9 protein-coding genes and 1 pseudogene are annotated in these 13,935 nt (G+C 58.5%); 2 read left to right on the forward strand and 8 right to left on the reverse strand.

Translation table 11 applies throughout. The features are described 5' to 3' along the window. Positions 1 to 9 precede the first annotated feature (9 nt). The 4 genes from FHX15_RS15415 to FHX15_RS15430 form a co-directional block, all read right to left on the reverse strand. Positions 10 to 1,143: an ABC transporter permease gene (locus tag FHX15_RS15415; RefSeq protein WP_184398490.1), complete on the reverse strand. Its 1,134-nt coding sequence runs from the start codon at positions 1,141 to 1,143 to the stop codon at positions 10 to 12. Between the two features lies 1 nt (position 1,144). Then, positions 1,145 to 2,152, reverse strand: coding sequence for an ABC transporter permease (locus tag FHX15_RS15420; protein WP_184398492.1), 1,008 nt, complete (start codon positions 2,150 to 2,152; stop codon positions 1,145 to 1,147). Between the two features lie 118 nt (positions 2,153 to 2,270). Beyond that, a complete protein-coding gene (locus FHX15_RS15425) occupies positions 2,271 to 4,358 on the reverse strand; it encodes an ABC transporter substrate-binding protein (RefSeq protein WP_184398494.1) in 2,088 nt (695 codons plus the stop codon). A gap of 124 nt (positions 4,359 to 4,482) precedes the next feature. Beyond that, positions 4,483 to 5,949, reverse strand: a complete 1,467-nt coding sequence (locus FHX15_RS15430) for an alpha-glucosidase/alpha-galactosidase (protein ID WP_184398496.1) — start codon at positions 5,947 to 5,949, stop codon at positions 4,483 to 4,485. A gap of 213 nt (positions 5,950 to 6,162) precedes the next feature. Here FHX15_RS15430 and FHX15_RS15435 point away from each other — a divergent pair, with 213 nt between their 5' ends. After that, on the forward strand, positions 6,163 to 7,038 hold the full coding sequence (locus tag FHX15_RS15435; protein WP_312861834.1) for an AraC family transcriptional regulator: 876 nt from the start codon (positions 6,163 to 6,165) through the stop codon (positions 7,036 to 7,038). A gap of 126 nt (positions 7,039 to 7,164) precedes the next feature. On the opposite strand, the pseudogene FHX15_RS15440 reads toward FHX15_RS15435, so the two are convergent. The 4 genes and pseudogenes from FHX15_RS15440 to FHX15_RS15455 all read right to left on the reverse strand — a co-directional run. Beyond that, positions 7,165 to 7,389: pseudogene (locus FHX15_RS15440) on the reverse strand (hypothetical protein); the annotation flags it as partial. A gap of 208 nt (positions 7,390 to 7,597) precedes the next feature. Further along, on the reverse strand, positions 7,598 to 9,715 hold the full coding sequence (locus FHX15_RS15445) for a carboxy terminal-processing peptidase (RefSeq protein ID WP_184398497.1): 2,118 nt from the start codon (positions 9,713 to 9,715) through the stop codon (positions 7,598 to 7,600). A 417-nt stretch (positions 9,716 to 10,132) separates the two neighbouring features. Next, positions 10,133 to 11,266, reverse strand: coding sequence for an ABC transporter ATP-binding protein (locus tag FHX15_RS15450; protein ID WP_184398499.1), 1,134 nt, complete (start codon positions 11,264 to 11,266; stop codon positions 10,133 to 10,135). Between the two features lie 345 nt (positions 11,267 to 11,611). Then, positions 11,612 to 12,814 (reverse strand): ROK family transcriptional regulator, encoded by a 1,203-nt coding sequence (locus FHX15_RS15455; protein WP_184398501.1) that lies wholly within the window; start codon positions 12,812 to 12,814, stop codon positions 11,612 to 11,614. 208 nt (positions 12,815 to 13,022) lie between these two features. Here FHX15_RS15455 and FHX15_RS15460 point away from each other — a divergent pair, with 208 nt between their 5' ends. Beyond that, positions 13,023 to 13,931 carry an ROK family protein gene (locus FHX15_RS15460; RefSeq protein WP_184398503.1) on the forward strand — a complete coding sequence of 303 codons (909 nt, stop codon included), beginning with the start codon at positions 13,023 to 13,025 and terminating at the stop codon, positions 13,929 to 13,931. The last annotated feature ends 4 nt before the right edge of the window (positions 13,932 to 13,935 follow it).

Below are 13,935 nucleotides of genomic sequence, written 5' to 3' on the forward strand. Positions count from 1 at the left end.
TTCATCACCTCAATAGGGATCGACCGCATCGCGCAGACCGTCACCCAGCGCATTGAAGGCGAAGACGGTGATCAGCACGAAAGCGACGGGGGAGAGAATCCAGGGATAGGTTCCGATGACGGAATAATTGGCCGTATCCTGCAGCATGAGGCCCCAGGAGATCAGCGGCGGCTTTACCGCAAAGCCGAGGAAGCCGAGGAAGGATTCGAGCAGCACGACGCTTGGAATATGGATGGTGACGGCAACGATCACGTGGCTCATCACGTTCGGGAAAATATGCTGAAAGATTATGCGCCGGTCGGTAGCACCGACAGCCATTGCTGCCCGCACATATTCGATACGCGCCAGCGCCAGCGTTTTGCCGCGCACCTCGCGCGACATCTGCGCCCAGCCAAGCGCCGACATGACAAAGATCACGAAGGCAAGGAAGACATTGGTGGGTGCTGTGATCGGGATCAGCGAGGTCAGCGCGAGATAGAGCGGCAACTGTGGGAAGGCGAGCACGAGCTCGACGAAGCGCTGCACCCAGACATCGAAGGCGCCGCCATAATAGCCCGACACCATCCCGACGGTGGTGCCGACGACCGTGACGATGGAGACCACCGTCAGCGCGATCATCAGCGAGATGCGCGAGCCGATGATGGCGCGCGACAGCACGTCACGGCCGAATTTGTCGGTGCCGAGGAAATGTACCGGCTCGCCATCGACCGTGCCGAAGAAATGGCGATTGGCCGGGATGAGACCGAACAGATTATACTGCGCCCCCCTGACGAAGAAGCCGAGCAGACGCGGATTGTCGTAATCCAGACCGACGACCGGCTGGAAGGTAACCGGATCGAGCTCTTCGGAATCTGCTAGTGCGTAGACGCGTGGCCAGACGAGGCTGCCGTCTTTGTCGTGGATGCTGATCATCTGCGGCGGCGCAAAGCCGACATCGGTCGCCTTCGGGTCCATCGGCGCGAAGAAATCGGCAAAGATCGCCATGATGATCAGGAGACCGACGAGGATGAGGCCGATCATGCCGGTCCAGGAGCGCCGCAGCCGGCGCCAGACCAGTGCCATATAGCTTTCATTGCCGCCATGACCGGTATTCTTGATCGTTTCCTGGTGTGGCGGTGGCGGGGAAGAGTCGAAGGCAAACATATCAGGCTCCTCCATATTGACGGACCCGCGGATCGAGCATGGCAAGCAGCATGTCGGCGATGATATTGCCGACAATAAGCGTCGCCGACAGCACCAGCATGAAAGTCGCGGTGACGTAGACGTCACCGATCGCCATGGAGCCGACGATCGCCGGACCAACGGTCGGCAGAGCGAAGATGATCGCAGTCTCGATCTCGCCGGTCAGCATGTAGGGAAGGACAACCCCCTGATACATGACGAGCGGATGCAGCGCGTTCGGAACGGCGTGGCGCATGACAACCGCGCCGCCCGAAAGCCCCTTGGCGCGCGCCGTCTCGACATATTGGGCATTCAGCGTGTCGAGCAGATTGCCGCGCATGACGCGCATATTATAGGCGAGCCCGCCGAACGTGGCGATCGCAACAACAGGCCAGACGTGGCTGACAAGATCCAGGAATTTTGCCCAGGACCATGGCGCTCCGCCATATTGTGGGGAGAAGAAGCTGCCGATTTCCGTCACATTGAACTGGAAGACGAGCAAATAGACGATGATCAGTGCCATGAGAAAGCGCGGCACCGTCATGCCCAGGAAAGAGATGCCCGAGAGCAGGCTGTCGATCCAGCTGTATTGGCGGGTCGCCGCCCAAATGCCGAAGGTAATGCCGAGGATGGACGCGAAAATATGGCAGACGAGCGCGAGGGCCAGCGTGCGCGGCAGGCGCTCGCCGACAACATCAGCAACCGGCTTGTTGTAGAACATGCTGTAGCCGAAATCGCCTCTGGTCACGATTCCCGTAATCCAGTTGACGTACTGGATGACCAGCGGCTGATCGAGGCCATGTTCGATGCGATAGGCCTGGGCCTGGGCATCGGCTTGCGCGAAGGAAGCTCCACCCTGATTAATCAACTGCGAACGGATGTAATCGGCATAATCTCCTGGCGGCGCCTGGATGATGGCGAAGGTCACCACGCTCAGGATGAAAAGGACGGGAATCGCCGAGGCGATGCGCATGAGCAGGAATCGTAACATCAGACGGTTCGCTTCTCCTTGCCGCCAGTCGCTCGTCTCAGCGCGGCCGGCTTGTTGATTCTGACCGGCCGCGCGCAGCACGCGCGACCGGAAGCTCTTGTCGTTCGGGAGGGAGCTCTTAGTTTATCGGACCCTTGTCCCCGGGCTTGCCGGGAAGCTGCTGCGGGAAGAGTTCGTATTTTCCCTGCTTGTTGGCAGCCACCCATACACGCTCGCGGATGATGGAATCCTCTGCCCAATTGAACATCATAATCGGCGTACCCTCGGGAATGTTCGAGAAGCGCTTGTTGATGATCAGCGCGCCCGGATATTCGGTGAGCCCGACGGTATCGACATGTCCGGTCGCCGTCTTCTGGTACTGCTTCATGAGGGCGACGCGTTCGTCATTGTCCTGGCTCGTGCGGAACTTGTTGACGATGTCGGCGAGCTCCTTTTCGTAAGGCAGGAGGTCGAGCTGATTGTCCTTGCCGGCGCGGTGGTGCCAACTGGTGCGCGGGCCGACAGCGGCAAGCTGTTCGGTATTCTGTACCACGGAGGCAAGCTCGGTTGTGTTGCGCTGGATCAGCCAATCGAACTGGCCTGCGTAATGCGCATTATCCCGCTTGGGGCCATCGAGCGCATTGAGGATGACCTTGATGCCAAGCTTTTCCATCTGGCCGACCACACCTTCGGCAAGGCTCTTGTCGGTAGTGTAGTCGTTGTTGACAAGAAGCACGATCTCGACGTCCTTGCCGTCAGCTGTCCCGGCCGGGAAGTTCACGAAACCATCGCCGTCGGTATCCTTCAGGCCGACCTTGGCGAGCAGCGCCTTGGCACCCTTCAGATCGAAGGGATAGTAGACGGTCGAATTGCGATCATAGAAGCTCGTGCCCGAGGAAAGGCCGCCCGCATAGATGGCCGTAAACGGCCCCTTGACGAGCGAGTCACCGATCGCCTTGCGGTCGACCGCCATGGTCACGGCCTTGCGGAAGTCCTCATTGCGGTTGAGGTCACGGATCGCCTGGCTGCGGGCGTCGGGGTCACCCCAGCCATTGCCCGACAGGTTCATGCGCAGGTTATAGCCGATGAGGCGCGGGCCGAAGGCGAGACGCGCCGGAGCGGTCTTTTCGGCCGCACGCTTCAGCGAGGCGACAAAGTTCTCCGGCTGCTCGAGGTTCGAGAAGTCGGCAGAACCGGCAACGGCCTGCACGTCACGATCGGCCCAGGTCGAAAGCTTGTAGTGCAACTCGTTGAGATAAGGCAGCTGATTGCCCTTCTCATCGACCTTCCAATAGTAGGGGTTGCGGCGCATGACGATAATATCGTCAGGGCGATATTCAACCGGCACCCAGGCGCCCATGACCGGCATGTTCATGAATTCCGGCGGGAAAGCGTTCTTGAACTGGTCATAGGTATTCTTCGAATATTTCGGATGCTGGGGTTTGAGAATATGCGACGGGCCTGGGCAGAAGTTCGGATAGGCCATCGTATAGAGATATTGCTTCGGGAAGGCCTCTTTGAAGGTCCATTCGACCGTGTAATCGTCGATCTTCGTAAGCGTCGTTCCCTCGCCGAAGGCTTCCGGCGATGCACCGCCGCCGAGCGGCGAAACATTCGGGTCGATGACTTCGTCTTCCCAATAGAACATGAGGTCGTCGGCATTGAAAGGTGCGCCGTCGGACCACTTTGCCCCTTCGATCAGGTGCATTGTGAGCTTGTGGCCATCTTGCGACCATTCCCAGCCTTTGGCGAGGTTCGGCAGCGGCTCGGTGTCCTTAGCTTCCACCTGGAAGAGCGGTGCCGTGCGCGTCAGGCATTCGGAGAGGCCGATATCGATGCCGCCCCAGCCCTGCGTCTGGCCTGCGCCATAATTCCAACCTTCCGGCCGGCCGCCGATGACATGGCGCATCACGTCGCCATAGACGCCGGGACCGTCAGGCATGTTCTCGGTCTTGAAGACCATCGGTTCCTTGGGCAGGCGATCCTTGACCGCCGGCAACTTGCCAGTGTCGACGAAATTCTTCGTCACCCAGTCCGGCTCGTGATATTCGGGCAGCGCCTTGAACTCCAGGATGGAGTCGCGCGACACATATTTGATCTTGCCTTCCGCCGGGAAGGCCGGCGGAGCCGGTGGCACCGTCGGCTCGGACGCGTAGGCATTCAGGGCTGCGACTGAAACGCTAAGCGCCAGCCCGGCCAGGATGCCGATCTTACGGAAATTCCTCATCGTCTCTCCCTCTTGTTCCGGAGCGCTCGCATGCGTCTCCGCTTCTCCTCAAACGACGATGAAGGAAGCTTATGTGCCGGCGGCCTTCCTCCCGAAGAGCCGCCGCTGCCTCCCTCACCCTGACTTAAACGGCCTGCTTCAGCGCCGCCTTCTCGACGCGAAGCTCTTCGATCGAGCGGACATTGCGCCGCGCTGCCCCTTCCCACTCTCGCGTCTTGACCTTGGAATTTGCCAGTCTCTCCTTGGCGGCGGGGACGGCATCAGCATATTGCGGCAGCCAGCGTGCCTGGGCAACGACCATTTCGTCGACCATCTGCCAAACCTCTTCGGGTGTCGAGACGGCACCGACCAGCGGATCGTGCAGGACGGCGAGCTTCAGGAGATCGATATCGCCGGAGATTGCCGCATGCACCGACATGCGCTGGACGTTGATCGACGAAATGCAGGTCGCAGCACAGGCCTCCGGAATGGTGATGCCCGAGACCATGTTGATACCGAAGCGATCGACGAAACCGGGCGACTCGATGATGGCGTCGGACGGCAGATTGGTGATGACGCCGGTGTTCTTGACGTTGAAGTGACCGCGATAGATCCGACCGGTCTCCAGCGCTTCAAGAATATGGCTTGCATGCTCGTTGGAGCGCTTGGCCGCATCGATCGGCTTTTCGGCCGAGGCGAGGAACTGCGGGAATTCCGTTTCGAACCAGTTGCGGGTCTCCGTCGAGTGACGCAGGTAGCCACCGGTCTCCCCGTGGATCCAGTCGGACATGTCGATCCATTTGGTAATTTCCTCAGGCCGTTTGCGATACCAGGGCAGATATTCGGAGAGATGGCCATTGCTTTCGGTCGAATAGACGCCGAAACGCTTCAAGACGTCGATGCGCAGCTTCTCCTGCTGCGAATAGACGGGATGCGCCTCGAAGGCTGCGACCAACTCGTCCTTGCCGATTTTACGGCCATTGAGACGCAGGTCTACGAACCAGGTCTGATGGTTGATGCCGGAGCAAATGTAATCAAGGTCGCTCAGCGACTTGGCGCCGAGCACTTCGGCGATCTGTTCGGCGCCATGCTGGACGCCGTGGCAGAGACCGACGGTGTCGACCTTGCCATATTCGATGGCAGCCCAGGTGTTCATCGCCATCGGGTTGGCATAGTTCAGGAACTTCGCGCCCGGTGCTGCGACTTCACGGATATCCTTGCAGAAATCGAGAATGACCGGGATATTGCGCTGGCCATAGAGAATGCCGCCGGCACAGATCGTATCGCCGACGCACTGGTCGATACCGTATTTCAGGGGAATTCTGATGTCGTCGGCATAGGCTTCCAGTCCGCCGACACGCACGCAACTGATGACATAACGTGCGCCTTCCAGCGCCTTGCGACGATCTGTCGTCGCCGTCACCTTCGTCGGCAGCTTGTTTGCCTCGACGATCTTGTCGAGGATTGCCTTGATCATCTGGAGGTTATGTTCGCTGATGTCGGTCAGCGCGAATTCGATGTCCTTGAATTCCGGCACGCAGAGAATGTCCGTGAACAGCTTCTTGGTGAAGCCGACGCTGCCCGCTCCGATAATAGCGATTTTGAAACTCATATCCTTCACCTCGATCCGATCAAATGCTAGGTAAAAAGAGGCCAAAGGAGGATCAGGCGGCATGCTCTCGCACATCGTCTAAAACAGCGGGAAATAGTGCCTGTATTCCTCCCGGCCGTTCTTTCGACCGCGATCTCTTCCTCTTGTGAGACGGGATTATGCGCATATTCGCAGGAGCGGCCAGAGAAGGATTATGCTTTCGAGGGTAATTTTGTGCTGCAGGATTTGATCGCGAACGGCCAGTCGATGAGAACCGTTTCGCTGCCGCGCGGACGCCAGCGTCTGCATGCGATGCCGACGAGCGCCGGCTACGAGGTGCGTGAAAACGAGACCTATGATTGGGACGGCAGAAAGCGCGGCTTAACGCCCTTCACGGTGCTGCAGCATACGATCAGCGGCACCGGCCGCCTGCGCTACCAGAATCGCAATTACAAGCTCCAGGGCGGCGACACGATGATGGTGCTCGTACCGCACAATCACCGTTACTGGCTGGAAAAAGGTGACCGCTGGGAATATTTCTGGATATCGATGAATGGCGAGGAGACGCTGCGCATTCACAAGATGGTGCTGGCACTCGCCGGTCCGGTGCTGAAACTGCAGCAATCGACTATCGATCATCTGGCGGACTGCAGCCTTCGCCTCGTCAAGGGCGCAAACACGCCGGGCTCCGCCTCGGCGATCGCCTATGAAGCCGCAATGGCGCTTTACGACGATATTTTCGGCGCGCCCGCCTTCATGGCCGAGCAGAGCGCGATGCAGCCCGTGATCGACCATATCAACGCCAATCTGGAAAAATCGCTCCCGGTCAGCGAACTTGCGGCGATCGTCGGGCTCAGCCGCGCCCATTTCTCCCGCAGCTTTGCCGAAAGTGAGGGCGTGCCGCCGGCCGAATATGTGCTGCAGCAACGCCTGCAGCGCGCCGCAAAGCTCCTGACCAAGGCGGATTTTTTGCCGGTCAAGGAAGTGTCGATCATGTGCGGCTTCGAAGATGCCAATTACTTCGCCAAGGTCTTCCGGCGCGTCTACGGGATCACGCCGACCGAATTTCGCACGACCGGCATGTATGCGAGTATCGGCCGCAGCCGGTAGGCTAGTTGCGCAGGAGGTTCGCCCCGCCCAATTCCTAGGTCGTTGTTCGTCAATTGACGTTAAACGAGTACGAATCCTTGTATAGGGGCCTCGAAATGGCCGTCCACTTCTACAACAACCCGGGAGCTACAGATAATCCATCGGCGGCAGGATCCGGCCGGAATGAAGATGGCTGCGATGTTCACCGCCTCTCAGATGCGCGAAGGCATAGAACGCGCCGATTGCCCTTTGCTTGAAATTCCTGGTGATAATGCTGGCGAATTGGCCGCCGCTTTCATCCCGATCAATTGCAAGCATCGTTTCCGCAACGTCGCCGTAGTCCAGAAAATCGGGAGCAAGAGCCCAGAGTGTTCCGCCATAGCGCCGGTAGCGGCGCATTGATTGATGATCAGCAGCGCTGCTCAAGAGACCAACCGCAGCAGAAACCTCCGATCGACGTGCGCCAACCGGATAGCCGGCGCGACGCCTGCGAAAACAGATATCCACAGCATCATCTTCTCAAATCCGCCTGGATATCCTGACGCGCGCAGAAGCTTGCTGTTGTGCCGGTCGGCTATGACTATTTTCCGCCTGTGTTTGCCAATGGCCTTGTGGCTGCCTTTAGCGAGCCTTCCTGCAAGTCCGCCTCGTCGGCAAGAATGGCAGCAGCCTCGTTCCGCAGGACGTCCTTTGCATTCTTGCGGGCATTTTCGATGGCAATATCAGCGCTCAGGCTGCGCTCATCGGATTGTAGACCGTCATCTCCACCGGCATCTTCATCATTGCCTGACTGGGCTCGAGACTTGAGGCGCTCTGCTCGGGCAGCTGCTTCCTTGCGACGTTCGACTTCATTGAGAGAGACAATCCCCTTCTCGCGCTGCACCTTCAGATCGGCAATGTCTTTTATCAGGCGCTGGAAGTCCGGATCGCTTTCAACCCGTGCCTCATGCCGACTTTGTAATGTCGGCAGGAGTGCTGCAACAGTGTCGGCGCGCGCGTAGTTCGCCGGCTTAATCTGTGCCCACGGCAAGGCATTGTCATAGCTGGTCTCGCCAAAACTGGCCGGATCGGAAAATCCCGGCAAGCTAATATCGGGTGTGACGCCGCGCAGCTGCGTCGTACCGCCGTTAATCCGGAAAAACTGGGCAATCGTCACTTTCAGTTCCCCGAATTCGGGTTTGCTGTTGCGAACCACCTGGTCAAGATCGACGACAGTCTGGACAGTGCCTTTCCCGAAACTGGGTTCGCCGATAATCACGCCTCGACCGTAATCCTGGATGGCCGCGGCAAAAATCTCCGAAGCCGACGCTGACCCGCGATTGATCAAGACACCCAGCGGTCCCGTCCATACCGGCGCCGAAAGGTCGGCGTTTCGGATCTCGACCTTGCCATCGCTGCTGCGCTGCTGAACGACCGGACCATTTCCGATGAAAAGGCCGGTCAGGTCAACCGCCTCGTCCAACGAACCGCCGCCGTTGTTGCGGATGTCGATGAGGACGCCGTCAACCTTTTCTTGCTTCAGTTCGTCGAGAAGCTTTGCGACATCGCGGCTTGCGCTCTTGTAGTCCTTATCTCCTTTGTGCCGGGCATCAAAATCCTCATAGAACACCGGCAGAGTAATCACGCCGACCTTGCGTGTGACGTCGCCCACTTTCACTGGCAGCACAGTCTTGCTGGCAGCCTGCTTTTCAAGGCTGATTTTGTCGCGCACCAGACTGACGACGCGATGCGGGCCATCCGCTCCGGCATCGGCCGGCAGAATATCCAGGCGCACAACGGAGCCTTTCTTCCCTCGTATCAGTTGCACGACTTCATCAAGGCGGGTGCCCATGACTTCTTTGATCGGCCCGTTCTTGCCTTGGCCGACGCCGGTAATGCGGTCTCCGACCGCGAGCTTGCCGGACAACTGGGCCGGCCCTCCCGGCACCAGCTCACGGATCGTCGTGTAATCGTCGCGGTCCTGCAACACCGCGCCGATACCAAACAGGGAAAGCTTCATCGAAATATTGAAGTCGGCCGAAGCAGCCGCCCCGAAATAGTCCGTGTGAGGGTCGATCGACGTCGCATAGGCGTCCATGAACGACTGGAAAACGTCGTCGCTCTTAGACTTGTAGACGCCCTCAAGAGTGTTTTCGTAGCGCTTGTCGAGCGTCTCACGAATATCCGCGTCGCTCTTGCCGCCCAGTTTCAACCGCAACCAGTCGCTTTTGACGCGCTTGCGCCAAAGCTCGTTGCTCTCGGCTTGCGACTTCGGCCAGGGCTCTTTGTCGCGCAGCACGGAATAATTTTCCTGAACCGTGAAATCGAAGCCCTGCTTCAGCAGGTTGCGCGCGTAGCCCATGCGATCGACGACACGCTGTTCATACACATTGAAGATTGCAAATGGGATCTTCAGGTCCTGCCGTTCGATGGCATCGTCGATCTCGCTTCGGTCGGACATGAACCTGTCGATATCCGATTGCAGAAAGATAACGCGATCCGGATCAAGCGATTTGATGAACCGATCCATGATCCTGGCGGACAAGGCATCGTCAAGCGGAACGGATTTATAGCTGTAGCGCGTAAAAAACTGTGCACTCAGCTCGGCAGCCTGGGCCTGCCGCTTCAGCGGCGCCAAAACCGGCGGCGATGCGACTTCAGCATAGGCGGACTGTGCGATTGCAAGAAATGCACCAAGAAAAACGTAGGGTATGCGCATTCAGCTTTGATCCAATTCACGGTAGCTGTTGTCGATGGGCGATCTAGGTGGCGCAATTATGGTCTTTTGGCAACCTTATGGATCATCTGCGGCCATTCCCTCCTCAAGACACGTTGGAAGTCTCTCGAGTCAGGCCCCGCGCAAAAGATGAAGCCGCTGTGGCCGATCGATTTCGGCGCGCAGCGTAACCCGCAAAATTCGCGGCTGCGTCATGCAACAGCGGTCACCGTATCGGCGCCAGACCTAACAGAGAATTGCAAAGATCCAAGATCGGAATTTCGCAACGCACGGTGACAGCAGGGGTCATCATAGATCGCGCAGGATGACGGTAAACCAAGCGCAGGAGGGCATTTTCAACCTCTCACCTGCTGTACCGACATCGATCCATCGCAATGGATGGAACGCAGCTGAGGAATGTCAAGCCGGTGTGGCGATCGCGGTGTCGGCCTTCAGTCTTTTAAACGCTGCACCCGAATGCCTGTCGAATACGTGGACGCGATGCGGCTCCACGACAAGCTCGAGAATTGACCCATCGGCAATCGACACATGGTCGGGAAGATGGACAACCGTTGCGGTTTCGCTGGATTCGACGGTCCCATAGACATAGGTTTCCGTCCCGATGCTTTCGGCGTAGTCAACGTGAAAACGAACGCGAAAACCGCCTCGCGTGCAATCGCGCGCCAATCCGAAATGGCTCGGACGGACGCCGAGCGTAACGGCCTGACCGATCTTGGCGTCCGAAGCCTCCAGCGGCAGATTAAGCGCACCGAAGCCAGGTATCTGCAAAGCTATTCCCCCGGGACCGTTCGAAAGTAGCTCGCCTTCGAAAAAATTCATTTGTGGAGAGCCTATGAAGCCCGCGACGAACCGGTTCGCCGGCATCTCGAAAAGCTCGAGAGGCGTGCCGATTTGTTCGACACGGCCGGCATTGAGCACGACGATGCGATCCGCCATCGTCATCGCCTCGATCTGGTCGTGTGTAACGTAAATCATGGTCGCGCCAAGGCGCTTATGGAGACGGCTGATCTCGCCCCTCGTCTGCACCCGAAGTGCGGCGTCCAGGTTGGACAACGGCTCATCGAAGAGAAACAGTTTCGGGTTCCGAACGATGGCGCGTCCGATTGCCACGCGTTGCCTCTGACCTCCCGACAGCTGTTTGGGACGCCGCTCAAGAAGCGGTTCGATGGCCAGCATCCGCGCTGCCTCAAGGACCCGGGCGTCGATTTCGGCGCGCGTCAGCCTGGTGTTTTCCAACCCGAATGACAGGTTTTTGGCGACGGTCATATGCGGGTAGAGCGCGTAGGACTGAAACACCATGGCAATTTCGCGCTCGCCGGGAGCGGCGTGCGTTACGTCCTTGTCGCCGATAGCGATACTTCCGCTCGTGACGCCTTCGAGGCCGGCAATCAAGCGCAGAAGCGTCGACTTTCCGCAGCCTGATGGACCAACCAGAACAACGAATTCGCCCTCACTGACATCAAGATCAATACCGTGGAGAATGGCATGATGACCGAAACTCTTTCGAACATCGTTCAATCTCAAGCCGGCCATTCGCCAGTTCCTCCTAAAAAAGTCGCTCAGAGCCACAAATCTCGTGAATTGCGCTCCTTACTGTGAGGGGAATGAATTAGTTCGTCAAGATGACGAACATGAAATTAGCACCTGCGGCTGCTTTTTGGACGACTTCTTGTCGGCGCAATTTCGTCCTCGACCCGCCGGATGAGAAGGTCGAATAGGTCTGATCGCTTTCGAATATGACGCTTGCAGACTTCCGCGCTTCGCCGGCCGATACGAAGAACCTCGGCAAGTACGATAGCCGCCGCTGACGTAGCGGAAGCACCTGTCGCATTCGATTTGCAAGAGATGCGATGAAAGGAGACGCTTGGCGCGTCGAGACTACCGGGGCGGCGGCGGCAAGCGCCGTTGCTCGGGAAGCGCCTGCGGCGAGAAGAGAAGATTGTGAAGGTGGGTCAGGGCAATGGCAAGCGCCCCGACAAGCGTTGCGCGGCTGCCAAGCGCGCTCGCTTCCACCTGAATGTTGCGCCGACTTGCTTTGACGATGCCTTCACGGATTCGCTTGACCATCAAGGGATGGCTGCCGATGCTGCCTCCAAGGACAACAATGGTCGGATCGACGATCGCGTTCACGGATACGATCAAGAGCGCTGCGATATCGCCGACCTTGCCGATGACATTTGTCGCAATCGGATCTTCCTCTTCGGCAAGCCTCAGAATGTCTCGAACGGACATGTCCTTTGCACCGCCTGAGCGGTGGTAGAAATCGGTAATTCCCTGCGCTGCGATGGCGCATTCGAGCGCACCGCGCTCCAGGCTGTCCTCGGCATAGGGATCTGCGCCAAACGGAAGATAGGAAATTTCGCCAGCCGCCCCGCTCGCGCCACGCATCAACTTGCCGCCCTGAAGCACGCCGAGACCGATGCCGGTTCCAAGAGAAATGAAAGCCAGCGTATCGATCTCAACCGCACGTCCCTGCCATGACTCGCCGATGACGGCCGCATTGACGTCATTTTCAAGCACGATCGGACAGCCGAGCCTTTCGCTAAGCGTGGCAACAATATCGATACCGGCCAGATCGACAAGGTTCGGCGCCATTGACAGCGCCCCGGTTGTAGGCTCGACCACGCCTGGCGTGGCGATGGACGCCACCAGAACAGAATCACGCGAAACGCCGTTTTCGGCAAGCATCCGGGCAAGCGCCGATTCGATCTGTTCGAGCTGGTGGTAGCCGCCGCGGCGGTCGGATGCATATTCGATCTCGTCAATGACGCTGCCGACGATATTGCCGAGCACGATCCGCGTGGTCGTCGCCCCCATGTCAATCGCGACGGCGTAACCAGCCGTTCCATTGACTTCGTATGTAATGGCGCTGCGGCCAATGTGACCGCTGGTGACGCCTTTTTCGCGAACCCAGCCCGCCTCTTCCAGAGTTCTGATGACCTCGGACATCGTCTGCTTCGACAACCCGGTGATCTTCGAGAGCTCCGCGCGAGACGTTGGACCGACGTGTAGCAGAGCATCCATGACCGCGCGAACCGAAATCTGTCGCAGAACTGGGGGCGCGTTGTCAGTCATTAACATGGGTTCGATAGTTCCGGTCGATCAGCCGTTGTCGGTCGCTACTGCTTCTTCCACGAATGCCATTCAATTTCAAACTGGTTGTTGACAGAAGAACAGCTGGACAATAATAAATTCGTCAACCTGCCGAACAAATATATGAAAAGAGTTGCGTTTGTCAAATATTTCAATGATTGCGCAAGATACGGAGCACGTTGCCGGTGGAAAGGAAATGCAGGGACTTGTTGCAGGCGTAGACCTTGGGGGCACCAAGGTTCTCGCCGGATTGTGCGATCGCCGGGGAACCGTGCTGGCGGTGACCGAGGAGCCGACCGAGCACGGAGAACAGGCTCCGGTACTGGCACAGATACCGCGGATGATCTTGTCGCTCGTTCAGAGGTTTCGTGAATATGGTCCCTTGCACACGGCCGTGATCGGGGTTCCTACCGCCGTGTCACCTTTGACGGGTCTATCGTCGCTGTCGCCAAATCTCGCTATCCCCGCCGACCAGCCTCTTGCCGGCCTGCTCGGTCGAAACCTGCCTTGCCCTGTCTTTGTCGAAAATGACGTCAATCTGGCCGCCTTCGCCGAGGCCACGCTCGGGAAGGGGCGCGATCACAATTCGCTGGCATTTATCGCCTTTGGAACGGGCGTCGGCATGGGGCTTGTGATCGATGGGAAGCTGTTCCGTGGTCGTCACGGCAGGGCCGGTGAACTTGGGCTTCTGCCGCTTGGCGCCGATCCGCATTGCGAGGCGCCGAAAGCGAGAGCCGGTCTTTTCGAAGATCAAGTCGATTCACCGGCGGTGCGTGGCCTCTATCGAGACGGGACGGTCCCGGTCAGTGAAATCTTCGCAAGAGCTGCCCGCGGCGATGCTGAGGCATCTGCCGCTATCGAAACGCTCGCGAAATCTGCATCCGTCGGCATCGCGTCCATCCAGGCCGTGTTCGACCCCTCGCTGATCGTGCTTGGGGGCGGTATCGGGTCGCGCTCCGAATTCATCGAAAGGGTCGTGCGGTACATGCCGTCCTTGCTGCCATTTCCTGTGGAAATCGAGCCAACGGCGCTTGGTCCGGAGGCGGGGATGCGCGGCGCCTTGATGCTCGGCTTGCGCGAGCTTGCAACCCGAAAAGCCCCCTAAACTG

It is taken from the genome of Rhizobium sp. BK650 (genome assembly GCF_014195325.1).
Lineage (GTDB): Bacteria > Pseudomonadota > Alphaproteobacteria > Rhizobiales > Rhizobiaceae > Rhizobium.

What these genes read in the sequence shown, in the direction of transcription:
- FHX15_RS15425 (WP_184398494.1), bottom strand. Translation starts at nt 4,358, where the DNA reads ATGAGGAATTTCCGTAAGATCGGCATCCTGGCCGGGCTGGCGCTTAGC.
- FHX15_RS15445 (WP_184398497.1), bottom strand. Translation starts at nt 9,715, where the DNA reads ATGCGCATACCCTACGTTTTTCTTGGTGCATTTCTTGCAATCGCACAG.
- FHX15_RS15430 (WP_184398496.1), bottom strand. Translation starts at nt 5,949, where the DNA reads ATGAGTTTCAAAATCGCTATTATCGGAGCGGGCAGCGTCGGCTTCACC.
- FHX15_RS15460 (WP_184398503.1), top strand. Translation starts at nt 13,023, where the DNA reads ATGCAGGGACTTGTTGCAGGCGTAGACCTTGGGGGCACCAAGGTTCTC.
- FHX15_RS15415 (WP_184398490.1), bottom strand. Translation starts at nt 1,143, where the DNA reads ATGTTTGCCTTCGACTCTTCCCCGCCACCGCCACACCAGGAAACGATC.
- FHX15_RS15420 (WP_184398492.1), bottom strand. Translation starts at nt 2,152, where the DNA reads ATGTTACGATTCCTGCTCATGCGCATCGCCTCGGCGATTCCCGTCCTT.
- FHX15_RS15450 (WP_184398499.1), bottom strand. Translation starts at nt 11,266, where the DNA reads ATGGCCGGCTTGAGATTGAACGATGTTCGAAAGAGTTTCGGTCATCAT.
- FHX15_RS15455 (WP_184398501.1), bottom strand. Translation starts at nt 12,814, where the DNA reads ATGTTAATGACTGACAACGCGCCCCCAGTTCTGCGACAGATTTCGGTT.